The organism is Shewanella algidipiscicola, assembly GCF_003605125.1.
In the GTDB taxonomy this organism is placed as follows: Bacteria; Pseudomonadota; Gammaproteobacteria; order Enterobacterales; family Shewanellaceae; genus Shewanella; species Shewanella algidipiscicola.
Genome location: NZ_QPQT01000003.1, coordinates 43,479 through 69,928, shown reverse-complemented (window position 1 = coordinate 69,928; position 26,450 = coordinate 43,479). Strand labels below are relative to the sequence as shown.

22 protein-coding genes and 6 tRNA genes are annotated in these 26,450 nt (G+C 45.6%); 4 read left to right on the top strand and 24 right to left on the bottom strand.

The window, feature by feature from the left end; translation table 11 throughout:
* Positions 1-445: 445 nt before the first annotated feature.
* From DVO77_RS03975 to DVO77_RS03905, 14 genes are all read right to left on the bottom strand, one after another.
* On the bottom strand, positions 446-1,576 hold the full coding sequence (locus DVO77_RS03975) for a sodium ion-translocating decarboxylase subunit beta (RefSeq protein WP_119977425.1): 1,131 nt from the start codon (positions 1,574-1,576) through the stop codon (positions 446-448).
* A gap of 8 nt (positions 1,577-1,584) precedes the next feature.
* A complete protein-coding gene (gene oadA / locus DVO77_RS03970; protein ID WP_119977424.1) occupies positions 1,585-3,396 on the bottom strand; it encodes a sodium-extruding oxaloacetate decarboxylase subunit alpha in 1,812 nt (603 codons plus the stop codon).
* A 19-nt stretch (positions 3,397-3,415) separates the two neighbouring features.
* Entirely contained in the window at positions 3,416-3,658 is a 243-nt protein-coding gene (locus tag DVO77_RS03965) for an OadG family protein (protein ID WP_110456473.1), read from the bottom strand.
* Positions 3,659-4,562: 904 nt separating this feature from the next.
* Positions 4,563-4,654 (bottom strand) — tRNA-Ser (locus DVO77_RS03960).
* A gap of 8 nt (positions 4,655-4,662) precedes the next feature.
* Positions 4,663-4,739: transfer RNA gene (locus tag DVO77_RS03955), tRNA-Arg, on the bottom strand.
* Between the two features lie 56 nt (positions 4,740-4,795).
* Positions 4,796-4,872: transfer RNA gene (locus DVO77_RS03950), tRNA-Arg, on the bottom strand.
* A gap of 31 nt (positions 4,873-4,903) precedes the next feature.
* A tRNA-Arg gene (locus tag DVO77_RS03945) sits at positions 4,904-4,980 on the bottom strand.
* A gap of 30 nt (positions 4,981-5,010) precedes the next feature.
* A tRNA-Arg gene (locus DVO77_RS03940) sits at positions 5,011-5,087 on the bottom strand.
* A 24-nt stretch (positions 5,088-5,111) separates the two neighbouring features.
* A tRNA-Ser gene (locus DVO77_RS03935) sits at positions 5,112-5,203 on the bottom strand.
* Between the two features lie 213 nt (positions 5,204-5,416).
* Positions 5,417-5,614 (bottom strand): carbon storage regulator CsrA, encoded by a 198-nt coding sequence (csrA, locus tag DVO77_RS03930; protein ID WP_110456474.1) that lies wholly within the window; start codon positions 5,612-5,614, stop codon positions 5,417-5,419.
* A 616-nt stretch (positions 5,615-6,230) separates the two neighbouring features.
* Positions 6,231-8,855, bottom strand: a complete 2,625-nt coding sequence (gene alaS / locus DVO77_RS03920) for an alanine--tRNA ligase (RefSeq protein WP_119977423.1) — start codon at positions 8,853-8,855, stop codon at positions 6,231-6,233.
* Positions 8,856-9,129: 274 nt separating this feature from the next.
* Complete coding sequence (locus DVO77_RS03915; protein WP_308444027.1) at positions 9,130-10,005, bottom strand: DMT family transporter; 876 nt, start codon at positions 10,003-10,005, stop codon at positions 9,130-9,132.
* Between the two features lie 127 nt (positions 10,006-10,132).
* On the bottom strand, positions 10,133-10,912 hold the full coding sequence (gene deoC, locus DVO77_RS03910; protein WP_119977422.1) for a deoxyribose-phosphate aldolase: 780 nt from the start codon (positions 10,910-10,912) through the stop codon (positions 10,133-10,135).
* A 172-nt stretch (positions 10,913-11,084) separates the two neighbouring features.
* Entirely contained in the window at positions 11,085-12,518 is a 1,434-nt protein-coding gene (locus DVO77_RS03905; RefSeq protein WP_119977578.1) for an aminotransferase-like domain-containing protein, read from the bottom strand.
* Positions 12,519-12,667: 149 nt separating this feature from the next.
* Between DVO77_RS03905 and DVO77_RS03900 the strand changes: the two genes are divergently transcribed.
* The 3 genes from DVO77_RS03900 to DVO77_RS03890 are packed head-to-tail and all read left to right on the top strand — an operon-like array spanning position 12,668 to position 15,227.
* Entirely contained in the window at positions 12,668-14,041 is a 1,374-nt protein-coding gene (locus tag DVO77_RS03900) for a cytochrome ubiquinol oxidase subunit I (protein WP_119977421.1), read from the top strand.
* A gap of 28 nt (positions 14,042-14,069) precedes the next feature.
* Entirely contained in the window at positions 14,070-15,077 is a 1,008-nt protein-coding gene (gene cydB, locus DVO77_RS03895) for a cytochrome d ubiquinol oxidase subunit II (RefSeq protein ID WP_119977420.1), read from the top strand.
* A 21-nt stretch (positions 15,078-15,098) separates the two neighbouring features.
* Positions 15,099-15,227, top strand: coding sequence for a DUF2474 domain-containing protein (locus tag DVO77_RS03890; RefSeq protein ID WP_110456480.1), 129 nt, complete (start codon positions 15,099-15,101; stop codon positions 15,225-15,227).
* Positions 15,228-15,641: 414 nt separating this feature from the next.
* Here the strand turns inward: DVO77_RS03890 and DVO77_RS03885 are convergent, their stop codons facing one another.
* Positions 15,642-16,073 carry a regulatory protein RecX gene (locus tag DVO77_RS03885; protein ID WP_373317379.1) on the bottom strand — a complete coding sequence of 144 codons (432 nt, stop codon included), beginning with the start codon at positions 16,071-16,073 and terminating at the stop codon, positions 15,642-15,644.
* Positions 16,074-16,086: 13 nt separating this feature from the next.
* The gene (gene recA / locus DVO77_RS03880; RefSeq protein WP_110456481.1) at positions 16,087-17,148 is read right to left on the bottom strand and encodes a recombinase RecA; all 1,062 of its coding nucleotides are present in this window, start codon (positions 17,146-17,148) and stop codon (positions 16,087-16,089) included.
* A 333-nt stretch (positions 17,149-17,481) separates the two neighbouring features.
* On the opposite strand from recA, the gene mutS reads away from it, so the two are divergent.
* Entirely contained in the window at positions 17,482-20,049 is a 2,568-nt protein-coding gene (gene mutS / locus DVO77_RS03875; protein ID WP_119977419.1) for a DNA mismatch repair protein MutS, read from the top strand.
* A 179-nt stretch (positions 20,050-20,228) separates the two neighbouring features.
* On the opposite strand, the gene rpoS is transcribed toward mutS, so the two are convergent.
* The 8 genes from rpoS to ftsB all read right to left on the bottom strand — a co-directional run bounded on the left by rpoS (position 20,229) and on the right by ftsB (position 26,364).
* Complete coding sequence (gene rpoS, locus DVO77_RS03870) at positions 20,229-21,203, bottom strand: RNA polymerase sigma factor RpoS (RefSeq protein ID WP_110456483.1); 975 nt, start codon at positions 21,201-21,203, stop codon at positions 20,229-20,231.
* A 78-nt stretch (positions 21,204-21,281) separates the two neighbouring features.
* Positions 21,282-22,151 carry a peptidoglycan DD-metalloendopeptidase family protein gene (locus DVO77_RS03865; protein ID WP_119977418.1) on the bottom strand — a complete coding sequence of 290 codons (870 nt, stop codon included), beginning with the start codon at positions 22,149-22,151 and terminating at the stop codon, positions 21,282-21,284.
* Positions 22,152-22,274: 123 nt separating this feature from the next.
* Entirely contained in the window at positions 22,275-22,910 is a 636-nt protein-coding gene (locus DVO77_RS03860) for a protein-L-isoaspartate(D-aspartate) O-methyltransferase (protein WP_119977417.1), read from the bottom strand.
* The gene (gene surE, locus DVO77_RS03855; protein ID WP_119977416.1) at positions 22,907-23,656 is read right to left on the bottom strand and encodes a 5'/3'-nucleotidase SurE; all 750 of its coding nucleotides are present in this window, start codon (positions 23,654-23,656) and stop codon (positions 22,907-22,909) included. Before surE ends, DVO77_RS03860 begins: the two co-directional genes overlap by 4 nt.
* Complete coding sequence (gene truD, locus DVO77_RS03850; protein ID WP_119977415.1) at positions 23,649-24,719, bottom strand: tRNA pseudouridine(13) synthase TruD; 1,071 nt, start codon at positions 24,717-24,719, stop codon at positions 23,649-23,651. Before truD ends, surE begins: the two co-directional genes overlap by 8 nt.
* A gap of 12 nt (positions 24,720-24,731) precedes the next feature.
* Positions 24,732-25,214: a 2-C-methyl-D-erythritol 2,4-cyclodiphosphate synthase gene (ispF, locus tag DVO77_RS03845; RefSeq protein WP_110456488.1), complete on the bottom strand. Its 483-nt coding sequence runs from the start codon at positions 25,212-25,214 to the stop codon at positions 24,732-24,734.
* Positions 25,215-25,265: 51 nt separating this feature from the next.
* A complete protein-coding gene (gene ispD / locus DVO77_RS03840; protein WP_119977414.1) occupies positions 25,266-25,997 on the bottom strand; it encodes a 2-C-methyl-D-erythritol 4-phosphate cytidylyltransferase in 732 nt (243 codons plus the stop codon).
* A 67-nt stretch (positions 25,998-26,064) separates the two neighbouring features.
* The gene (gene ftsB / locus DVO77_RS03835; protein WP_119977413.1) at positions 26,065-26,364 is read right to left on the bottom strand and encodes a cell division protein FtsB; all 300 of its coding nucleotides are present in this window, start codon (positions 26,362-26,364) and stop codon (positions 26,065-26,067) included.
* Positions 26,365-26,450: the final 86 nt, after the last annotated feature.

Genomic DNA, 26,450 nt, shown 5'->3' with positions numbered 1-26,450 from the left:
GTTAGTATCATTGCTACATCAGCAAAATTGATCCGAGATAATGCTAAGGTAAGCCTCAAGTTCTGCTTCGGTTGTCGGTAACGAATCAAGCTCGAACGTTAAGGGGCTACCACCGTTTAACATGAAAACTGAACCCTCGCCGTGATCATAGTGAAACCATTTGCCATTCACACACAGATCCGTATGGCAGTTAGCTTGTAATTCCATCATCGTCATCCTCATTCAGTTCAAACAATCACAATACTTGTGACGCACATCACCATCATCAGACTACGGATCAGATAGAGAGTTGTTGATCTGCATCAACTGATTAAGCATTAGCTTGACTAAGCAATCACTAACATTGGCGATATCAATGACGAAACAATCATTTGGCAGATATAAAAAAACGGCCTACTGAACTCAGTAGGCCGCATTATCTTTATCACTGCCTGCGCTTACACTATCAGCCAAGCACAGCCAGTAACACACCAGCCGCGACCGCCGAGCCAAGCACTCCCGCCACATTTGGTCCCATCGCATGCATCAATAAGAAGTTTTGTTGGTTCGCTTCGAGACCCACTTTATTGACCACTCGCGCTGCCATAGGTACCGCCGAGACACCAGCCGCGCCAATCAGAGGGTTAATTTTCCCGCCGGATAATTTATTCATTAACTTTGCCATCAATACCCCTGTCGCGGTACCGATGGCAAATGCGACGGCGCCGAGTACCAATATGCCCAAGGTTTCTAGCTGCAAAAATTTATCGGCAGAGAGCTTAGAGCCAACGGCTAACCCTAAAAAGATGGTGACAATATTGATAAGTTCATTTTGAGCGGTATTAGATAGCCTATCGACCACACCAGACTCGCGCATCAAGTTACCTAAGCAAAACATGCCCACAAGTGGCGTTGCCGCAGGTAAAAACAAGATAGTTAACCCCAGCACCATCAGCGGAAAAAAGATCTTCTCTTTCTTGCTGACCTCACGTAGTTGCTCCATCTTGATTTGACGTTCAGACTCGGTTGTGAGTAACTTCATGATCGGCGGCTGAATAATGGGCACCAACGCCATATAAGAGTATGCCGCAACCGCAATAGCCCCAAGCAGATCTGGCGCTAACTTAGATGCTAAGAAGATTGCAGTAGGGCCATCGGCTCCGCCAATAATGGCAATCGCCGCTGCATCTTGCATGCTAAATTCAAAACCAGGCACTAAATTAAGGCCAATGGCACCAATTAAGGTGGCAAAAATCCCAAACTGCGCCGCGGCGCCAAGCAGTAGCATCTTAGGATTAGCAATCAAGGCTCCAAAATCGGTTAGCGCCCCTACCCCCATAAAGATAAGTAAGGGAAATACCCCTGTTTCAATACCTACATGGTAGGCAAAATAAAGTAAGCCCCCCTCGTCGGTAAAACCACCATTAGGAATATTAGCCAACACGGCGCCAAAACCGATAGGTAATAACAACAAGGGCTCAAACCTACGAGCGATAGCCAAATACAGCAATAGCCCACCCACGGCCATCATCAGTAATTGCCCAGCACTAAAGTTGGCAATGCCTGATTCGGCCCAAAAAGCCAGAAATCCTTCCATGTGAACTCCTATGCTATGGCAAGCAATTGATTGCCAACGGCAACAGAGTCACCTTCTTTTACCCAAACCTGACAGATCACGCCGTCAAATTCGGCGCGGATCTCAGTCTCCATCTTCATGGCTTCGAGAATGATCACCACATCGCCCGCCTTGACGGCATCCCCCAAGGCTACATTCACCTTAAAGATATTCCCGGACAATGGTGCACTCATTGCAGCCTTCGCTGCATCGGCATCGACGCTTGGGCTGATTGTTGGTGCCGTAAAGGGCACCACATTCTCATTAGGCACTATCTGGCTAATATCACCACCAGGGGCCACTTCAACTACAAAACTTTGACCCTGAACATTTACCGTATAGGTCTCTGCTCCACGCTTATCACTCACCTTTGGCGATGTAATAGCCGCTTCACTTGCCACTTGCCTGCTAGGCGCTTGAGGCGTTGGCTCAAATGCGTCAGGGTTATTACGATTATTAAGGAACTTAAGGCCAATTTGTGGGAACAAGGCGTAAGTGAGTACGTCATCATCTAGCTCTGTTGCCAATGTCATCCCTTCGGCCTCAGCCTTAGTCGATAACTCGCTGCGCAGCTTATCTAGCTCTGGCGCAAGTAAGTCGGCTGGGCGACATGTGATGGCCTCTGCGCCAGCAAGTACACGTTGTTGCAGCGCTTGGTTAACGGGCGCGGGAGTTGCCCCGTATTCGCCCTTAAGCACCCCTTCGGTCTCTTTGGTCAACGATTTATAGCGCTGCCCAGTCAATACATTGATCACCGCTTGGCTACCCACAATTTGTGATGTGGGCGTGACCAAGGGCAAATAGCCGAGATCTTGGCGAACTTTCGGGATCTCCTCGAGCACTAAGTCTAATTTGTCGGCGGCGCCTTGTTCGCGCAATTGGTTTTCCATATTGGTTAACATACCACCTGGCACCTGAGCACGTAAAATGCGTGAGTCAATCCCCTTGAGCTCACCTTCAAATGCGGCGTATTTTTTTCTTACCTCGCGGAAATAGGCGGCAATCTCTTCGAGCAACGCCATATCATATCCCGTTGCCCTATCGGTGCCCTCAACCATAGCGACCAAGGTTTCTGTCGCACTGTGACCATACGTTTGGCTCATCGATGAGATAGCAGTATCGAGCACATCGATGCCTGCTTCAATCGCCTTTTGGTAGGTGGCAGTACTAAGGCCTGTTGTGGCGTGACAATGCAGTGACACAATTAAGTTGGTTTGAGCTTTTAGCTGACTGATGAGATCATAAGCCTCATATGGCTTAAGCAGACCCGCCATATCTTTAATGCACAGCGAGTGACACCCCATATCCTCAAGGCGTTTAGCCATATCGACCCAGGTAGACAAAGTATGGACAGGGCTTGTGGTGTAAGAGATAGTGCCTTGGGCATGGCCACCCACCTCGACCACAGACTTAATTGCCGTTTCAAGATTGCGCACATCGTTCATGGCATCAAACACCCGAAACACATCGACACCATTGTCATGGGCACGTTCGACAAAACGCTGCACCAGATCGTCGGCGTAATGGCGATAGCCCAACAAGTTTTGTCCACGCAGTAACATCTGCTGCGGCGTATTTGGCATCGCTTTTTTTAATGCTCTAATGCGCTCCCAAGGATCTTCCCCTAAGTAACGAATACAGGCATCAAATGTGGCACCGCCCCAAGATTCCAGCGACCAAAAGCCAATTTTATCCAACTGTGGCGCAATAGGCAGCATATCTTCGAGTCGAAGACGAGTGGCAAGGATAGATTGATGTGCATCCCGTAAGGCAACATCGGTTAATGCAAGTGGCTTGCTCATAAAAACTCCCTACTATTTATTATGCGTTGGCGCGATATTGATGAATCGCCGCGGTGATTGCTGCAACCAATTTAGGCTCGATAGCCTGCGAAGATTCAGGGATATCGCAATCAGTACTGGCAGTAGTTGATTGCTCTGGTCCAAATTTCCATGCCACTAGGCTTATCGCTAAAATAAGCATCGACAGGAACACAAACACCAGTCCCATTCCCAACACCATAATCATCAATGCATCATTCATTTGTTGAGCAATAGAATTCATATTGTCCTCTTCGAATAACCTTAATCTCTGTGGATGCAGAAAAAATACTAGCGACTTACTACTTATTCAATTTTTAAGCAAAAAAAATCACCTCAAAGCGCGAGGTGGTTATTTAGCATCAGCCAATCAAAATGTTTCAAACACAGAAGAACCATAACCAATCTATAACAAAAATACGAGCAAAATGTAAATTGGTCATACCAAAATTATTAAAACTATCTAACTCAAGCTGATAATTCAATAAATAAAAGGCGATAAATGTGAAGATATGACAAAAAAGCGAGCTGAAATAGCAATCAATTAAAAAAGTCGTGTCATTCAGATAAAAATAGACATCATCAACATAAGCCGATTAACCGATTATGCAAAGTTATTCAATCAATAGTGGCAAGACATAGAGGCTCATATCTGCACGGCATGTTAAAGAGCGTCAGTTCGAGGTGACAAGCAACATCGGCAAATGGCATTAACTAACGCCGTTTAACTATCACTACGACTAAGCTATCGATACGGCTATCGAGTTAAACCGACTATGCAGACTCACTGAGATAAAACGATTGAGTGGTGACGATTGTGCAGTCCTCATGCAGCGTAAGGAAGTGTAATGCTATAGAGGCGGCGCTATCGAGCCTGAGGACAACCTGAGTAAATAACTTAGGTAAGTCACTTGAGCAAATAACTTAAGTAAATCACTTGAGCAAATAACTTAGGTAAATCACTTGAGTAAATAACTTAGGTAAGTCACTTGGGCAAATAACTTAAGTAAATCACTTGAGCAAATAACTTAGGTAAATCACTTGAGCAAATAACTTACCCAAATAACTTAGGTAAGTAACTTGGGTAAGTAAAGTATACGGTGAAAAACAGGCATAAAAAAACCCGTAACAAGTACGGGTTTTAATAATGGCGGAGAAGGAGGGATTCGAACCCTCGATGGGATTTAAAGCCCATACTCCCTTAGCAGGGGAGCGCCTTCGGCCACTCGGCCACCTCTCCGCATAAAATGGTGCGCGTGGGAGGATTCGAACCTCCGACCGCCTGGTTCGTAGCCAGGTACTCTATCCAGCTGAGCTACACGCGCAAAACTTTACGTAAAACATAAAAAAGACGGAATTGACCGTCAAATTTATTTGAATATGGTGCGCGTGGGAGGATTCGAACCTCCGACCGCCTGGTTCGTAGCCAGGTACTCTATCCAGCTGAGCTACACGCGCAAAATAACACATAATCCCAATAAACTATAGATGGTGCGCGTGGGAGGATTCGAACCTCCGACCGCCTGGTTCGTAGCCAGGTACTCTATCCAGCTGAGCTACACGCGCATCTTATCTCTATAACTTATTTTACTGTAATGGTGCGCGTGGGAGGATTCGAACCTCCGACCGCCTGGTTCGTAGCCAGGTACTCTATCCAGCTGAGCTACACGCGCATCGTTTTTTTTACAGTTAAGAAATGGCGGAGAAGGAGGGATTCGAACCCTCGATGGGATTTAAAGCCCATACTCCCTTAGCAGGGGAGCGCCTTCGGCCACTCGGCCACCTCTCCGTTTTCTTGGCGCACATATTACTGTTTGCCGAAAATAAGTCAAACCATTTCTATGAAACTAAATTTGTTTGGACTGTTTTTAAGCAGTTCATAGCCTTAATAGGTAATAGGTGTCCGCAATATCGCCATTACGCTTAAAAAGCTAGCGGCTTAAAACAAAAAAGTCAGCAATATGCTGACTCTTATCGTTGTCGACTTTATTAAGCGTTTTGCTTAAAAGTTACCGCCGTCAGAAGAGTTACCTGATTTTTCAGACTGAATACGCTGATAGATCTCTTCACGGTGAACAGATACTTCTTTCGGTGCATTAACACCGATACGAACTTGATTACCCTTTACGCCCAAAACGGTGACAGTAACTTCATCACCAATCATCAGTGTTTCACCAACACGACGAGTCAATATCAGCATGTTTTTGCTCCTTTGGTTCTAATTCTGCTTATACGGCACTAATCCGTTATAACCTTTATTATACGGTCAGCTTAGTACAAATTAATAGTGTTCTGTCAAAAAACCCCTGCTAATTGCACCTTTATTGATTTAAATTTTCCTGACTAGGTTATTTGTATGCTTTCCCTAGCGTAGGATTGCTTTTTTTACTACCGTTTTGTAGAAAAATATCGGCATAGACAACGCCGCATATCTAAAAGATCAAAGACAAGATCAACTCGCAGTGCAACCCTCTTTCCACTTACCCCGTCATCACGGCCTAATACCCTTGCTATCTTGCCATGGTGCAATAGGCAACCCTCTGTCGTTTTTCTCCTGCAATTGCTGGCCGATGCTCATCAACGCCAAACACTTGCCCAAGCACTTGTCAGAGTCCAACAATCATTAATATCAGGTCAAGTGTTCAATTTTTCAACCCTAAACATAATCAACAATGACAAAACCAACTTAAGCACACCTCATTACTATCTCATTAGCCACGCATTGGAGGTAAGCCACCTTCATGCAGGCGCCGAAGAGATAAAAAAAGCGCTCAATGAGCGCTTTTTAATTTAAGAGGGTTATTCACCACTGGAGTTTAGCTTAGACGTTCGGTTAACCAAGGCAATACCGACGCCAAGGCGCTGTCGAGCTTAGCAGGTTCACTACCACCGGCTTGAGCCATATCAGGGCGACCACCGCCTTTACCGCCAACCTGAGAGGCGATCATACCGACCAGTTCGCCAGCCTTCACTTTTGCCGTTAAGTCTTTGGTGACACCCACGATCAGATTAACTTTCTCGTCACCAGCAATACCAAGCACCACGATGCCCGATTGTAACTTCTGCTTAAGTTCATCTTGCAAGCCACGTAGCGCCCCCGCATCGACACCATCAAGCTTTTTAACCAGCACCTTGATGCCGCCAAGCTCGATGGCTTCTCCAGCGAGATCGGCACTGGTTGCGGCCGCTAACTTGTCTTTAAGTTGTGACAACTCTTTTTCAAGCTGCTTGGTTTTATCAAGTTGCGCCTTAAGCTTGGCCACCACGGAAGCACTGTCGCTCTTAAGCAAGCTAGCAGCCAGCTCAAGCTGAGACTGTTGCTCACGCACATATGCCATTGCCGCCGCCCCCGTTACCGCTTCAATACGGCGAATACCTGCTGCGATACCAGCTTCAGAGGTGATCTTAAACAGACCAATATCGCCCGTGCGGCCAACGTGGGTACCACCACAAAGTTCGATAGAAAAATCGCCCATGGTCACAACACGTACCTGTGAGTCATATTTTTCACCAAACAAGGCCATCGCACCTTGTGCTTTAGCTTGCTCAATATCCATCACCTCAGCTTTCAGCTCGTGGTTACGACGGATTTGGGTATTCACTAAGTCTTCTACCGCTTGCAATTCCGCCGGCTTTACCGCTTCGAAATGAGAAAAATCAAAACGTAGGCGCTCAGGATCAACCAGCGATCCCTTTTGGCTCACATGACTGCCTAGTACTTGGCGCAGCGCAGCATGTAACAGATGCGTGACAGAGTGGTTTAGCTCGGTGCGATGTCTTAATTTTTTATCGACCTCTGCCAATAACACTTGGCCAACACGGATAGTACCGGCTTGCAGTTTACCGACATGACCAACCGCTTGGCCATACTTTTGCGTGTCGCTCACACTAAACTCAGCGCCATCGCCACTCAGTAAGCCTTTGTCACCACATTGTCCGCCAGATTCCCCATAAAACGGAGTGCTTTCCAGCACAATCACCGCATCCTCACCTGCTGACAGTTCAGTTACAGCTTGACCATCACGATACAGGGCTACCACTTTGGCTTCGCCATTAAGATCGCTATAACCACAGAAGTGGGTATGTTGATCAATTTTCAGCCCTTCATTGTAATTGGCGTCGAACTGCCCTGCCGCTTGGGCGCGACGACGCTGCTCTGCCATCGCCGCCTCGAAACCAGCCTCATCTACGGTAATATCACGTTCGCGGCACACATCGGCAGTCAAATCGACAGGGAAGCCATAAGTATCATAGAGTTTAAATGCCGTTTCGCCGTCAAGTACCTTGCCGTCGAGCCCATTAAGCGCATTATCTAAAATGCCTAAACCACGCTCAAGGGTACGGGCAAACTGCTCTTCTTCCGCTTGAAGCGACTTTTCTACAATGGCTTGTGTCTCTTTAAGGCCTTTCGCTGCATCGCCCATCACATCAATCAGTGCCGGAACTAACTTGTAGAAAAATGATTCGGTAGCACCTAGCTTATTGCCGTGGCGCACGGCACGGCGAATAATGCGGCGCAATACATAACCACGACCTTCGTTCGATGGCATCACACCATCGGCAATCAGGAAAGCGCAAGAGCGAATATGATCGGCAATAACCTTTAGCGAGTTATTGTTAAGGTCGCTAACATTCAGAATTTCAGCGGCCTTTTTAATCAGAGTTTGAAAAATATCGATTTCATAGTTGGAATGTACGCCTTGCATAATGGCGGCAATACGCTCAATGCCCATACCGGTATCTACCGAAGGCTTAGGCAGTGGTTCCATGGTACCGTCAGCTTGACGGTTGTACTGCATAAATACGATGTTCCAAATTTCAATGAAGCGGTCACCGTCTTCTTCTGGCGTACCAGGACGGCCACCCCAGATATGCTCGCCATGATCATAGAAAATTTCAGAACAAGGGCCACAAGGGCCGGTATCGCCCATTTGCCAGAAGTTATCTGAAGCGTAAGCAGCGCCTTTGTTATCACCGATACGAATAATGTTTTCAGCCGCAACACCAATCTTTTTGTTCCAGATCTCGAAGGCTTCATCATCGGTTTCATAAATCGTGACGCACAGACGTTCTTTGGGCAGCTTTAACTCTTCAGTGAGAAAGGTCCAAGCGAAAGTGATTGCTTCTTGCTTAAAGTAATCGCCGAAGCTGAAGTTACCCAGCATTTCAAAGAAAGTATGGTGACGCGCGGTATAACCTACGTTATCCAAATCATTGTGCTTGCCACCAGCGCGTACGCAGCGTTGCGAGGTTGTCGCTCTGGTGTAATCGCGCTTGTCTTCACCAAGAAAGACATCTTTAAACTGGTTCATACCTGCGTTGGTGAACAACAAGGTCGGATCATTGCCAGGTACCAGTGAACTGCTGTCCACTACCTGGTGACTATTTCTGCGGAAGAACTCCAAGAAAGCACTTCTCAGCGCTGCAGTGGTTTGATACATGAAATCATCCTGAATTAGGTTACATTCGCGGTGAAAATTGAAACTTCACCGACACTCATAGTTAGCCCAACATTATAAGCAGTCTATTGTTGAACAACCAGAGGTTTAACCTAGGATTGTAAAAGAAACCGAAAAATAGCACCAAAAGTAAATGAGGCTCTAATCAGCTGAGTAAGCCCATCACTCTCTCATCTGACGGAAGCTAAATCCCCCATGGGTAGGCATTGAAATCGATAGACAATAGGCGCCATAAGCTAGCTACGCCTATTGCATGTTAGATGCTTAGATTTGCAGGTACTTTCCTACGAGTTTGAATAAGAGTATAGCCACCGCTTACCACAATAAGTAAGCTCCCAAGTAAAGTGACCAAATCTGGAGACTCGCCAAATATCAAGATACCAAGGACTAAAGCAAATAATAAACGCGAATAGCGAAACGGAGAAACCACAGACACATCACCAGTACGCATAGCGATAGTTAACGCATTATAGGCCACCACACCAAAGACGATTGCCCCTGTGATCTGAGCGGCTAACATCAAATCAAGTTGAACGGATTCACCTTGATACGCCATCATCACCAAGCCAGTTGGAATTAGCACAAAAAAACCATATACCCCTAGTTGAGTGTTAGAAAGCACAGGTGGCGCGGCGCGTGTCGCCAAATCACGGCCAGCAAAGCCTAAGGTAGCCACAACCGCAAATATCGAGTTAACCTCAAAGCCGGCGAAACCAGGACGAATAATCATCAAGACGCCGGCAAAACCGACCACCACGGCCAGCCACCTCTTAACACCAATATTTTCACCGAATAATAAAGCGGCACCAACCATGGCTATCAATGGTGTGGCCTGCAGAATGGCCGATGCACTCGACAACGGTGTTAACGTGATCGCTAAAGCGAAACAGAATCGACCAATAACTTCACAAACGGCGCGTAGTAATAATGGTGCAGAGAGTATGGCAGGATGAAAAACTTGCCCGCCCTTACGCCAAGTTAAAAATATAAACACAAGCATTCCACCTAGACCAAATAATGCTAAAATTTGGCCAATTGATGCCGTCTCTGCCGCCGCTTTAATAAGCATATCTTCAACAGAAAACGCCGCCATCGAAGCAACCATAAAAAAACTGCCCTTGGTATTATTCAAAAAAACCACCACGATTTATGTAGTATTTAGTCAAAGTGCTTGTGGTCAATAGCGATGATTTGCTACTAGCACAGCGAAGAGTTACCGATAACATCTTGTCGAATCGGAACGCTCATAAGTGATCAATCTAATATTTAGCGTCAACGTTTATTTTTGTTTCACCTAGGGTATAAAGTAGATTAGATAACAAGCTAGAAGCACCAAAACGATAGTGCTTACAGTTCTCGCTCCACCCCTCTCCAATAATATTATCAGCCATATCTAAATATAGTTTGGCTTCTTCTGCAGTCTGAACGCCGCCAGAGGCCTTAAATCCAACGCTATCTTCAACGCCCATCTGTTTGATGACTGATAACATAATTTCAGCGGCTTCTGGCGTCGCATTGACGGACACTTTCCCCGTAGATGTTTTGATCATATCAGCCCCCGCTTTAATGGATATTTCTGAGGCTCTTTTAATTAGCGCAGGCGTTTTTAGCTCACCAGACTCAATAATCACCTTGAAGAAAATGTCACTACCGCAAGCAGCTTTACATTGCTCAATAAGCTCAAAACAAACATCCTCATCTCCCGATATTAACGCGCGATATGGAAACACAACATCGACATCATCGGCGCCATAGGCAACTGCAGCTTTTGTTTCAGCAACGGCTATTTCAACATCATCATTTCCATGAGGAAAGTTAGTCACAGTGACTACACTAATGTTTGGCGTATCTTGTGATCTCAGTTGCTTTTTGGCGATAGGAATGAAGCGCGGATAGATGCATATGCCAGCGGTATTACCGACAAGGGTTTTAGCCAATTTACACAACTCAATAATTTTATCCTCAGTATCACTGTCGCTTAAGGTTGTTAAGTCCATCAAATGCAGTGCACGCTGTGCAGCTGTTTTTAAATTACTCATTGGTATTTCCAATACGTAGTAAAAATATATCCCCGAGGCTTTACACACCTTGGACACAGATAAAGGAACGGCATTATAGAAGTGAGAGGGATTCGAAAGTAGATACAGAAATGACGCCTATAGCTATATCAGATATTGAGCATCAGCACTTGCGGGTTATAACTTGAATGCGTTATTTTAAAGTTGTTGATTCATTCGCCAGCATACATTCACTGATTATTTGTCCTAATGTCATTATTGCTTGCACTGTTTTGTCATTCAGTTCAAAGGACGCGTTCAATCTCATGCAATGATTGTAGTGTTCGGTCACACTGAACATTTTTCCCGGCGCAATGCTGATATTTTGTTTTATAGCAGCATGAAACACATCCACGGCATCTATGCTAGACGGAAGTTCTACCCAGATAAAATATCCCCCCCGTTGACTCGTGATATTAACTCCTGAAGGTAAATACTTAGTCAGTAAACACTCCATCTCTTTTTTGCGTTCGTGAAGTTTTTTTCTGAGCTGCTTTAAATGGGTTTCGTAATTACACTTACTTAAATAATCAGTTAGCGCTAATTGAATTGGCGCACTGGTTGCGAGCGTGCTCATTAATTGCAACTTTTGCATCTGCAACGCACGCTTACCAGCTGCTACCCAACCTATTCTGAACCCCGACACCAAAGATTTTGAAAAAGAGGAACAAAGCATTACGTTTCCGCTGTGATCAAACTGTTTTACCGGCATAACTGGAGCGCCTTCTTGATACAGCTCTGCATAAACATCATCTTCAATCAAGGCCACGTTATAACGATTGAGCAGATCATTTAACGCCTGCTTCTTCTCTAATGTCAGTGTAAAACCCAGTGGATTCTGATGATTACTCATCAACCAACATGCCTTTACATTATGAGATTGAAATGCCTTTTCCAAAGCATCGAGATCTATTCCTGTTATTGTATCCGTTCTTACCGACAATGCCTTTAACCCCAATCGCTCTAATGATTGCAGCGCACCATAAAACGTGGGAGATTCAACCACCACCCAATCACCCGGTTTAGTGCACACTTGCAAGCTGAGGTTTAATGCTTCGAGTGCTCCGGCAGTAATCACAATCTCCTCAGGCGATATGTTAATTCCTTTTGTCGCATAGCGTTTAGCAAGGATCGTTCGTAACTCTTCATTACCAGGCGGTAAATTATCGAATGTACTAGAAATAGGTAGATTTCGAGCGGCTGACATTAGCGAACGATTAACTTGTTGACGTGGATACAAACTCGGATCTGGATACGCGAAACCAAAATTAACCATGTGCGGATTACGACCAGCTTGCAGTACTTCAAACACAAAATCGTTAATATCAACTTTTTCAGTTAACGATACTGCAACTTGCTGATGAGATTCGGCTGCTTTTAACTCAGGCGTCACTCTATAGCCTGAACGCGCTTGAGAAACCACGTACCCTTGAGACTCTAACACTTGATAAGCATGCAACACCGTCATCAAACTTAGACCACTATGTTCAGACTGCTTTCTCAGCGACGGTAATTTATCTCCCGCACGCCAGACGCCAGAGTTTATCTGTCGTTTGAGTTGATAAACCAGATCTTCATACTTTGCCAATTTGAATTCACCATCACGATTAACACCAATCGCACTATAACACCTAAACAAACCATCTGTTATACATTTGGATTTGATTTCTGTGTCTACTGACCTCCTGACCCGTCAATTAATATGGCAAGCCTCAAAAATGAATAAGGCCCGCACATATGTTCGAGTTCGACGCTTTCTTATTAGCACGGATACAATTTGCATTTACTGTATCTTTCCACATTATTTTTCCCGCCATAACCATTGGGCTGGCGAGCTACCTGGCGGTTTTGGAGGGTTTAAGTCTCAAAACACGCAACCCTGACTACAAAATTCTCTACCTTTTCTGGTCAAAAATTTTTGCGGTTAACTTTGGCATGGGTGTTGTTTCAGGCTTAGTCATGGCCTATCAATTTGGAACCAATTGGAGTGGTTTCTCTGATTTTGCCGGTAGCATTACCGGGCCGCTACTCACTTATGAAGTGTTAACCGCTTTTTTCTTAGAAGCGGGTTTTCTTGGTGTTATGCTCTTTGGCTGGCAGCGAGTAGGCGATAAGCTACACTTTTTTGCCACCTGTATGGTGGCACTTGGAACCATATTATCCACTTTTTGGATCCTCGCCTCTAACAGTTGGATGCAAACTCCAACGGGTTACGAGATCATCAATGGTCAAGTGGTCCCCACCGACTGGTTTGCTGTCATCTTTAACCCATCATTTCCTTACAGATTACTTCATATGGGCGTCGCAGCGTTTATCAGTACCGCAGTATTTGTCGGTGCTTGTGCCGCCTGGCACCTGCTCAAGGGCAACAAAACTGGCCCTGTTAAGAAAATGTTTTCGATGGCGATGTGGATGTTAGCTCTGATTGCACCTATCCAAGCCTATATAGGAGACATACATGGTCTCAATACACTCGAACATCAACCTGCAAAAATTGCAGCGATAGAAGGACACTGGGATAACGCTGACGGTGGCCCAAGTCCATTGATTCTGTTTGGGTTCCCGAATATGGAGACAGAGCGTACTGACTACGCAATTGCCATCCCTGTCCTTGGCAGCCTAATACTCAAACACAGTTTGGTAGACCCCATTCCAGCACTAAAAGACTTTCCAAAGGATGAGAGACCTAACTCACTAGTCGTGTTTTGGTCTTTTAGAATCATGGTCGCACTAGGAATACTCATGATTGTACAAGGTTTCTACAGTCTTGGGCTGCGTAAAAAACAGCGCCTTTATGATACCGGCTGGTATCTAAAGTTCTCTCTTTTCATGGGGCCATCCGGATTAATTGCCATACTCGCAGGTTGGTTTACCACCGAAGTCGGTCGCCAGCCTTGGGTTGTATACGGGCTGATGAAAACCAAAGATGCGGTATCGGCTCATAGTGACTTACAAATGAGTATTAGCCTTCTATGTTTCTTCATTGTTTACAGCCTCGTCTTTGGCTTTGGCTACTTTTACATGATGCGCCAAATGAAACAGGGGCCTCTGCCAGCTGATGCGCACGATACTAACTCCCATGAAATTTCAACAATTTCTGGTCGACTTTAAATTTACGGCATGACTTGAGGTAATCATTATGGAATTGGATCTTTCGATTGTTTGGTTTGGTATCATCATCTTTGCTACCTTGATGTACATCTTCATGGATGGTTTTGATTTAGGCATAGGAATTGTGATGCCTTTTGTTAAAAGTAATGCACAAAAAGATGTCATGGTTAATAGTGTTGCCCCCGTTTGGGATGGCAATGAAACATGGATAGTACTGGGCGGCGCGGCGCTATTTGGCGCCTTTCCGCTCGCCTACTCGATCATTCTTGAAGCACTAACCATTCCATTGACACTGATGCTAGTCGCATTAATTTTTCGCGGCGTTGCCTTTGAATTTCGATTTAAAGCACTACCTAGTCACCTTAAATTCTGGGATCGCGCCTTTATGCTAGGCTCAATTATTACCACCTATTGTCAAGGTGTCGTTGTGGGGGCTGTCGTTCAGGGATTTACTGTAGAAGGCCGTGTATTTGCAGGTGGGCAATTGGACTGGCTCACTCCCTTCCCACTATTTTGTGGCTTTGGTCTGTTGGCAGCATATGCATTACTGGGTAGCACTTGGTTGCTCACAAAAACCGAAGGCGAGCTGCAACAGACTATATTTACTTTCGTGCCTAAAATTCTTTGCTTACTTATTATTGCAATACTCGTTGTGAGCGTTTGGACACCGCTTACTAGTGTATCCATTGCCGAACGTTGGTTTACGCTACCTAATCTGTTCTTATTAGCTCCAGTGCCCTTACTAACGGCTGTTTTGTGCTGGAAAACATTTGATTCGGTCAAAAAGCAAAAAGAAACATCACCCTTTTTAATGGCATTAATGATTGTTTTTCTTGGCTTTGCCGGTCTTGGGATCAGCCTATGGCCCAACATCATTCCTCCGAACATCTCAATATGGCAAGCTGCAGCCCCCAAAGAGAGCCTCAGTTTCATGCTGTATGGTGCGCTGATCATTATTCCTGTGATCCTTGCCTATACATTTTGGAGTTATTACGTCTTTGCCGGAAAAGTAAAAGAAGGCGAAGCGTACCACTAATTAATCATTACGGAGGTTAAAATGAAACTAAATAGAACACTCCAACAATGGCTATGGCTTCTGAGCATCTGGGTAATAAGTGTGCTTGCCTTAGGCATGATATCTATGGGATTCAAATTATTGATGACTGCAGCGGGATTTAAATCTTAACAACTCCAATTAACCGCAATAAATACCCTATTTATTGCGGTTCAAAGACGGACTAATACAAGATATTGATGGGTATAACATGTTATACCCATCATACATTTACAAAACTGTAGAACTACTTTTAGCTCAAAAATAGCCCGAATATTAATGCAATGGCTCGGGATGAAAAAACATCAATAGCGATAAATTAATACTCGCAATATAGAATAAAACTATACGGCCACTGTTAATAGGGTACTTAAGAGATATGACACTTAGCTTTTTTCTCACAAGGACAGGGGGGAGTGAGAAGGTAAGATCACTTTTCAAGCAAGTTTAATCGTTGAGGAATCAAAGCTTAAAATGGGAGATAGCAGATCCATACCTGAACAATATCAGGCAGAAAATAAGTCAGGTTTACTAATATAAATGACCTTATTCTAAAGCATAAAAAACCTGCTCAGACGTAAATCCTTGCCCGTATAAATAACGGCAACGTCTGGCCCTATCTTTTGCATCAGATATTACTGTTTCACCAAACTTTTTATTGGCTTTTGATTTTGCTAGCTCAAACCAGTCACAATCACTATTGTTTAGTGCCCTTTCAATCACCTCTTTCGATAGCCCTTTTTGCGCCATCGATTGACGAATACGATTTTGGCCATGGCCCTTGCTAACATGAGAACGCAGCAACAAGGCGGCAAAGCGATCATCATCTAAAAAACCATTGTCGATGCAACGATCGAGCACAGGCTCAATTTCGCTTAACTCAAAGCCTTTTTGTAGCAGTTTAGTTTTGATTTGATGGCGTGAATAGTCGCGGCGAGCAAGAAGCCCAACCGCGATATGCATAGCAGAAGCTGTCATAACAAGTTAATACTTAAAACACTTCACCTGTTTCTAAGTCGATATTTTCATCACTAACGGCAGGCTCAGCAGCCACTTTTGAGCCACCAAGCAGCATGGCACGCAGTGCGGTATCAATCTCTTTGGCAATTTCTGGGTTTTCTGTTAGGTATTTGCCTGCGTTTGCACGGCCTTGACCAATCTTGTCACCTTTGTAGCTATACCAAGCACCGGCTTTCTCAATCAATTTATGCGCCACACCTAGGTCTACTAATTCACCTGTGCGGTTGATGCCTTCGCCATAAAGGATTTGGAATTCAGCTTGCTTAAACGGCGCAGCAATTTTGTTTTTAACCACTTTAACGCGAGTTTCGTTACCAATAACTTCATCACGATCTTTAATCGCACCAGTACGGCGAATATCAAGACGAACCGAGGCATAAAACTTCAGTGCGTTACCACCTGTTGTGGTTTCTGGGTTACCAAACATCACTCCAATTTTCATACGGATTTGGTTAATGAAGATAAGTAGCGTGTTAGATTGCTTAAGGTTACCGGCAAGCTTACGCATTGCTTGGCTCATCATACGCGCCGCTAAGCCCATGTGTGAGTCACCGATTTCACCTTCAATTTCAGCCTTAGGGGTTAACGCTGCCACCGAGTCGACAATGATCACATCAACCGCGCCGCTGCGAGTCAAGGCGTCACAAATCTCTAACGCTTGCTCACCCGTATCAGGTTGTGAACATAATAGGTTATCAATATCAACACCTAGCTTTTGCGCATAAATCGGGTCAAGTGCGTGCTCGGCATCGATAAAGGCACACACTTTGCCATCACGCTGCGCTGCCGCAATCACTTCTAAGGTCAATGTGGTTTTACCTGATGACTCAGGGCCATAAATTTCAACGATACGGCCGAGGGGTAAACCACCTGCACCGAGTGCAACATCTAATGATAGAGAGCCTGTAGAGATAGTCTCAACATCCATAGAGCGGTTTTCACCTAACTTCATGATGGATCCTTTACCAAATTGTTTTTCAATTTGACCTAGAACCGCGTTAAGGGCTTTCTCTTTATTTGCATCTATCTTCATGGTGCTTTCCTCTCTATCACAGACGTAGCGCTGTGGTAAATCCGTTAGGATAAAGCATAGCGCTTACAACGAGCTGTGCTTTATGTGTCTCAATATGCTCACTAGTATACTGTACAATCATACAGTATCAAGTGCTGTTGATGATTATTTTTTACTAAATTTAAAACAGCCACTTACCCTAAGGTTGAGCTCAGTTGAGTTTAAATAATACAATTTTGGCAGGATAAATACGCCCGTTAAAGTGAAATTATTGCTAATATTGGCGCCAATAATACGCTAGCAACCCAAGGGTTGTTATGCTGAGCTTTTTTTGCAGGATACCTTGGTTACTTCATGAACGCAGTTGATATTCAAAACCTCGAGAAACACACCCCAATGATGCGTCAATATCTGACGCTAAAAGCCGAAGCACCAGATATGTTACTGTTTTATCGTATGGGTGACTTTTATGAGTTGTTCTATGATGATGCCAAGTTAGCCTCTGAGCTGCTGGGGATCTCATTAACCGCTCGTGGCAAGAGTGGCGGCGACCCTATCCCTATGGCGGGTATCCCTTATCATGCGGTCGAAGGCTACCTCGCAAAATTGGTGCAATTACGTGTGTCGGTGGCCATTTGTGAACAAGTGGGCGACCCAGCGACCTCTAAAGGCCCTGTTGAGCGTAAAGTGGTGCGTATCGTCACACCGGGCACCTTAACCGATGAAGCCTTATTACAAGAGCGGCAAGATAATTTATTGGCAGCGGTATATCATGGCAAAGTCGGCTTCGGTTATGCCACGCTAGATGTCTCCTCTGGACGTTTTGTTGTCACTGAACTTCCCAGCAGAGAAGCGTTAGAAGCTGAATTACAGCGCACTAACCCTGCCGAACTGTTACACAGTGAAGATTTTAGTGAGATGGGCATTATTGCCAGTTTTAATGGCAAACGTCGGCGCCCAGAATGGGAGTTTGACTACGATACTAGCTATCAATTATTGCTGGCACAATTTGGCACCAAAGATCTTTATGGCTTTGGGTTAGGTGACGTTAGGCTCTCGCTTCAAGCCGCGGGTTGTCTGATGCAGTATGTTAAAGACACTCAACGCACCGCCTTACCCCATATCAACTCGATTGTTCGTTTTAATCAGTGTGACAGTATTATTCTCGATGCGGCCACACGCCGTAATCTCGAGTTAACTAAAAACCTGCAAGGTGGTTTTGATAACACTTTAGCCGCCATCCTCGACAATACGGCAACCCCTATGGGAAGTCGTATGTTGCAGCGCTGGATCCACGAGCCACTACGCAATCATCACATCATCCGAGCCCGCCATGATGCGGTCGAAGAACTACTCAGCTCAGGCGACGTTGAAACTTTACACGATCAATTAAAAGCTTTGGGAGACGTTGAGCGTATCACCGCCCGTTTAGCCCTGCGCAGTGCTCGTCCTCGCGACTTTGCGCGCTTACGTCAATCGTTATCTTTGTTGCCTGCAATCAAACAACTGTTAGCTAATTGCCACAGTGAGCATCTGAGCAAGCTTGCGATAATGCTGGGTGAATTTCCCGAAGAGCACGCATTACTGAGCCGTGCTATTGTCGATAATCCCCCCATGCTGATCCGTGACGGTGGTGTATTAAAATCAGGCTACCATCAAGAACTCGACGAGTGGCGTGCGCTTAGCCAAGGTGCCACCGATTATCTAGCGGATCTAGAAGCCAGAGAGAAGCAAGCAACAGGGGCATCGACCCTCAAGGTAGGCTATAACCGCGTACATGGTTATTACATTGAGATTAGCCGCAGAGAATCTGACTTAGTGCCACTCAGTTATCAACGCCGCCAGACATTAAAAAATACCGAGCGCTACATTATCGCCGAACTCAAAGAGCATGAGGAAAAAGTGCTCTCGAGCCAAGGCAAGGCCTTGGCGCTCGAAAAGCAACTCTGGGACGAGTTGTTCGACTTACTCATGCCTAAACTGCATGAGCTACAACAGTTTGCTAGGGCTGCTGCTGAGTTAGATGTGATCAACAATTTTGCTGAGCGCGCCGATCTACTCAATTACCATCGCCCCGAACTGACCGCACATAACGGGATTGATATTGACGCTGGACGCCATCCGGTTGTCGAACAGGTTAGCCAAACACCCTTTATTGCCAATCCGGTTAACTTAAGCCCGCAGCGGCGCATGTTAATCGTAACAGGCCCCAATATGGGCGGTAAGTCTACCTACATGCGTCAAGTCGCGTTGATCACCCTAATGGCTCATATCGGGAGCTTTGTGCCTGCACAGCGCGCAGCCATTGGGCCGGTAGATCGTATTTTTACTCGCATTGGCGCCGCCGATGATCTGGCTTCGGGTCGCTCAACCTTTATGGTCGAGATGACAGAAACCGCCAACATTTTGCACAATGCAACGCCAGAAAGTTTAGTCTTAATGGATGAAATAGGCCGCGGCACCTCGACTTATGATGGTTTATCTTTGGCATGGTCTGCCGCTGAACACCTGGCCAATAATCTCAAGGCGATGACGCTATTTGCGACCCATTACTTTGAATTAACTCAGTTGCCAGAATTACTGGAAAATGTGGCGAATGTCCACCTCGATGCCATTGAGCATGGTGACACCATTGCCTTTATGCATGCCGTGCAGGAAGGGGCGGCGAGCAAGAGTTATGGGCTACAGGTCGCGGCATTAGCGGGAGTACCAAGTAAAGTGGTTCAAGCGGCTAAACACAAATTACATCACTTAGAGAGCCGCGATCGAGATAACGGATTGCCAAGTGATACACAACAGGTCATGAGCTTTAGTGCGCCAGCAGAATCAGCAGCACTTACACACTTAGACAGTATCGACCCCGATCAACTCTCGCCTAAACAAGCACTGGATTTGCTATATCAACTGAAGCAATTACGTTAACGAACAAGCAAAAAAGCGCACCATTATTGGTGCGCTTTTTTATATGTCACAATGTCCATCATAACGCCTATCAGGCTTAACTGTTTCTCTACATTTCATCGCACTTATAAGTAAATTATAAGTTAATACTGAAATGCTAGGCTCTGCAGTTATCCTCAATACTCTATAATATTGCGACCTTATGGACGAAAAATAGCTTCAACAGATAATCCTTGTGCGCCAAGTAAGTCCTTGAGTCGCTTCAATGCTTCCACTTGGATCTGGCGAACTCGCTCTCGAGTCAAGCCTATCTCTTTGCCCACATTTTCTAGGGTTGAAGGTTCATATCCTAATAAACCAAAACGACGCGCTAATACTTCACGTTGCTTACTGTTGAGCTCGTCCAACCAACGTACGACCGATTTAGACATATCTTCATCTTGTACTTTATAGTCAGGCCCAACACTGTCATCATCGGCTAATACATCGAGCAGCGCTTTATCGCTGTCACCGCCTAACGGGGTATCTACCGAGGTAATGCGCTCATTCAACTTTAACATACGACTCACATCACCACTGGGAAGATCTAGCTTCTCTGCAATCTCTTCGGCGGTCGGCTCATGATCCAACTTGTGCGCCAGCTCTCGGGCGGTGCGTAAATAAACATTAAGTTCTTTGACCACATGTATGGGCAAACGAATTGTGCGAGTTTGATTCATAATGGCACGTTCTATCGTTTGTCTTATCCACCAAGTGGCATAGGTAGAGAAGCGAAAACCACGTTCTGGGTCAAATTTCTCTACCGCACGGATCAAGCCTAAATTACCCTCTTCGATAAGATCGAGTAAGGCTAAACCGCGGTTATTGTAACGACGAGCAATTTTTACGACGAGTCTAAGATTACTCTCAATCATACGGTTACGAGATTTAGCACAGCCCTTAAGGGACTTACGTGAAAAATAAACCTCTTCCTCCGCACTCAGTAGGGGGGAAAATCCAATTTCACTTAGATACAGCTGTGTGGCATCTAAATTTTTTTGCAAATCATCTTGTACTTGCTGTTCCAGTTCGGCTTCTTTTACGCTCTCTTTGTTATTTAACAGTGAAACATCAGACTCGTTCTTAGACAAGTCAACTAAGGTCTCCGCTATCGCGGTAGTTTTTTTACGACCCATAATAGTTCTCCCAAATTTTACTCACTGAATTTACTGCACGTTTTTATCCTCCAATTGCCAAAATGGCGCCTAAAAAAATTATGTTTTAGGCAAATATTTAAGTGGGTCGACTGATTTACCATGGTAGCGGATCTCAAAATGTAACATGACCCGATTGGTACCCGTTTTCCCCATACTCGCAACAGTTTGTCCTGCTGTTACGAATTGCTTTTCCTTAACTAAGATTTTATCCGCATGAGCATAAGCACTTAAATAATCATCACTGTGCTTAATAATCACTAGATTACCGTAGCCTCGAAGTGCATTTCCTGCATATACGACACGTCCATCTGCCGCAGCTTGAATGCGATCACCACGCGTTCCGGCTATCTTAATTCCTTTATTTCCTTGCTCTTTGGCAGAGAATTTACCAATCAACGCTCCTTTTACGGGCCAATGCCAACGGTGCACTTTCTGTGGCAAGGTCGACTTTGACTTGTGGATAACATTGTTAACAGATTGTTTACCAGTTGGTACAGGGTACGCAGAATTTGAGGTCTGATCAAGTGATTTTTTTGCGACGCTGACTTTCGTGGCACCGTTCGCAGAAGAAGTTGCAACTGGCTGTTTAATAACAGCTTTAATTGGTTTTTTTGCGGGTTTAGGCGTGTTAGCGTTCCAATTTTGAGCTTTAACTCTAGTTGTAACAGGTTTTGTCAGCTTAAGATTTAACACCTGGCCAGGGTAGATGGTATATGGCTTTTTAAGCCCATTGCGCCTAGCGATATCGACAAAATCTTTATTAGCGGCCCATGAGATTGAGTACAAGGTATCGCCTTTTTTAACTCGATAACGCTCAGAGATCAGACCACCTTTTTGATACTGTTTTTTAACAGGCGGATTAACAGTCACAACAGGTGCAGGTCTATCTGCTTGAAAGCTACAAGCCGTTAACTGCAGCAATAGCATAAGCAATAACAGGTATCGTATCCCCCCAGCGCTCACAGAAAGTCTGCCGCGACACATGCAGGTGATACCGACTGTGCCAGACACGATATGCCTAAGGCTAAGCATATGATATCTGTACTATCATTAGGCCAGGTCACCATTAACCAGCGGCACAAACTTGACCATTTCGATCGTTTCAGACCGATAGTCATCGCCATAACGGGTTACACGCAGCAGCTGTTGTGTTTCTTGCCCTACAGGAATAATCAACACGCCTTGTGAACCTAGTTGAGCCAATAAGTCTTGCGGGATACTGGCCGCTGCCGCAGTGACCATAATGGCATCGAATGGACCTTTATTAGCCCAACCTTTCCAACCATCACCGTACTTAAACGACACATTGTGTAAATCGAGGCGTTTTAAGCGTTGCCGCGCCTGAATTTGCAGACTTTTTATCCGCTCTACGGTACATAATTCATCTACCAATTGAGCAAGTATCGCCGCCTGATAACCCGACCCCGTACCGATTTCTAACACCTTTTTGGGCTTAGATTCAAGCAACAGCTCGGTCATCTTGGCAACAATATAGGGCTGCGAAATGGTTTGACCTTGCCCAATAGGCAAGGCTGTATTTTCATACGCTTTATGGCCCAAGGCTGCATCCAGAAATAGCTCTCTTGGCGTTTTTGCCACAACAGACAACACCGCTTGATCGCCGATACCTGCACCTCGCAAAGCGTTTGCCAAATTCAATGCCGATGCGGTGGCTACACCATTCATAGTTGCTCAACCCATTGTTTCATTTTTGGAATTTGTTCATAAGCGGTCAGATCCACTGTCAAGGGTGTCACAGATACATAACCTTTAGCGACGGCATCAAAATCGGTACCTTCACTGGCATCTTGCTCTTGCCCCGGGGGACCCAGCCAAAATATCTCTCGTCCTGCAGGATCTAAGGTTCTCACCATCCCCTCAGCTCTGTGTCTGGCACCAAGGCGGGTCACTTTAATCCCCTTAACGTGTTCAAGCGGTAAGTCAGGCACATTCACATTTAAAATTTGATCTTGGGCGATCGGCGCCTTAATCAAGCCAGCCACGATTTTACACGCCACCGCTGCAGCCGTGTCATAATGATTGAGATCGCGCCCCACCAAAGAGATGGCAATGGCTGGTAATCCCAAAAAACGTCCTTCCATCGCAGCGGCAACGGTGCCAGAATAAAGGGTGTCATCGCCCATGTTTGCACCAGCGTTGATCCCCGAGACCACAATATCAGGCTCTTGTTCGTACAACTCGCGAATCGCCAGATGCACACAATCGGTGGGCGTACCGCTAACTGAGATATACCCATTATCTAACTTATTAATTCGCAATGGATTAGTCAAGGTTAAGGAGTTACTCGCGCCGGAACAATTACGATCGGGCCCAACAGTCATCACATCATATTGTGCAGATAACGCCTGAGATAAGGCGGCGATACCTGGCGCGGTAACACCATCATCATTACTCACCAATATCTTAATCATCTTGGGCTACACCTTCTGCACGAGCGGCTCGTCTGGCATTAAACTCTCGCTCATTAACGTCTTGGTAATCGACCAACTCCCTGAGCAGTGATGTGGCAAAGCAGCCTGCTGGCAAAATAAACTTAATCACTAGCACATCTTCGTCAGTTTCATAACTCAAATGTTGTGGCTCAAGCAGCAAGGTGCGGCGCTCTTGATTGAGTCCCGCTTGTTCGAGTCCATGACAATCTTCAGCAAACTGCTCTGAAATGGAGGTTTCAAATGCTAAGGCTTCAGCTTGTGACAACGGTTGACCACGCCCCCATAATGGTGCCGATAATTGAATGTCTTTTTGGGCTAAACGTTCAAGCAACGCCTCGTCCCATGGGTTGGCTACAAAATAACTTTTACTGCCAGCCAACATCACACAGTCGCCCTCAAGCACTTGGGTACCATACTTTGCCAAACGAGCAGAAACCACTGCGTTATAGAGATTAGAGCGCACAGCCGATAAATACATGCTGCGTTTGTTTCGATCTTTCACATTGCGGCCAGCCAACATCTGTCGGCCAAAAATGAGATTCTTACCATCATGACCAAATCGTTGTTCGCCAAAATAGTTAGGGACGCCAGTTTGCTTAACTAATTCAATCCGTTTAATGACATCAGCAATATCCGATACTGCACGTAAGGTTAAGGTGAAGCGATTCCCTACCAATGCACCAGTGCGCAGCTTTTTACTGTGGCGACTGCTGCTTAATATGGTCAATTGCTCACTATTGAGTTCATCCCACTTTGGCGTTTCTTTACCCGGAATACGGACCCCAAACCATTGCTCAGTGATCGCATGTTTATCTTTTTGTCCAGCAAAGGTGACTTCTTTCGGATGAACCTTCGCAAAACTAGACAACATTTTGGCCACATCGGCGGTATTTAACCCCTCTTTACGCACATGCAGCATGTGATGTTCGCCCTCTCCAGTAGGCAGAAAGGGTAAAATCTCCTCAACAATGAAATCACGATTGTGGGTGCGAAGATCGGCGCTCGCTTGCGGCTGACCATGTAAATAATGCAATGAACTCATAAAATTCTCTTGTTAACTATTGCTCGTCATCAGCACTACGGCTTCCACCGCGATACCTTCTTTTCGACCAGTAAACCCTAGCTTCTCTGTGGTAGTGGCTTTCACATTTATCGCGTCGATATCACTGTCTAAATCGGCGGCTAAACAGGCGCGGATCGCTTCAATATGAGGCAGCATCTTAGGGGCCTGTGCGATCACTGTGACATCGAGGTTGCCGAGGCGATAGCCTTTATCGATGGCAAGTTGGTAACAATGGCGCAGTAATACCCGGCTGTCGGCACCTTTGAACTCGGCATCGGTATCAGGAAAGTGCTTACCAATATCGCCTAACGCCATCGCGCCCAAAATGGCATCGCTAATCGCATGTAACACCACATCCCCATCGGAATGCGCCACTAGGCCCGTACCGTAAGGAACTTCCACTCCCCCTAAAATCAACGGCAGCTCACCACCAAATTTATGGACATCGAAACCATGACCAATGCGAATATTCATCATACTTACCTGTCATCCCCGCGTTGCAGCCCATCATACTGCTATTAACGCTTATTGTTTGTGATTGAAAGCCGTCAATGAATCACGACTGTTGAGAAACAGTGCTGCTAAGCGTAAATCATCAGGGTGAGTCACCTTGATATTGTCAGCGCGGCCAACCACCAATTGCGGCGCCGCACCTGCCCACTCCATCGCTGATGCCTCATCTGTGATATTCACCCCTTGTGCTAACGCGTTACTGAGGTTGGCCTTAAGCGAGGTGGCGGGAAACAGTTGCGGAGTGAGCGCATGCCACAAGTTGTTGCGGCAGATAGTGGTATCAATATTGCCTTCATTATTGCTACGTTTCATGGTGTCGCGCACTGGCATGGCCAAAATAGCCCCTTGAGGCGCACTATCTGCTTGCTGCTCGACAGCGCTGATTAACTTATCAATATCACTTGGGTGTAAACAAGGCCGCGCCGCATCATGCACTAACGCCCAGCTGCGTTGCCCGACATGCGATAAGCCCGCCAGAACCGAATCTGCTCGCTCCTTGCCCCCTTGTACCACTTTTAATTTAGGGTGATGCGCCTGAGGCAAGGATTCAAAAAAAGTATCATCTGGGCTCAGCGCCACTATCACTTGGGCGATCCTAGGATGTTGCAACAATACATCTAAGGTATGAGCAATAATAGGTTGATGTTCTAACATCAAGTATTGCTTAGGAATATCGGCACCCATGCGGCTGCCTATGCCAGCAGCGGGAACAATTGCAACTAGGTGTTCAATAATTGGTGTCATTAATCAAAGCTCATGTCACGGGTGATCCGATTTCACCTAGCCCTTAAAGGTACTTCGTAAAATACGGTTAGCGATGAATATCTGCATTACGTTGGGGCTCGCCCACAACACGGAAGAAAGTTTCGCCTTTTTTAACCATGCCAAGTTCGTTTCGCGCACGCTCTTCAAGCGCTTCAGTCCCACGGCGAAGATCGTTAATCTCCTCTTTGAGAACTTGATTACGCTCGATCAATTTGGCATTACTTTGTCGCTGCAGCGCTATCTGCTCTTGCAGCTGAAATGATTCCGGCAGGCTATTTTGCCCAAACCAGAGTCGATACTGAAGTAGACCAAATAAAACGGTCATGGCAATGAGAAGACGCTTCATCCTTAATGGCTATATCACTATTAGAAATTCTGCACTGATATTACAACAAAAAAGGCCACCAAGTGGTGACCTTTTAATAATTTATT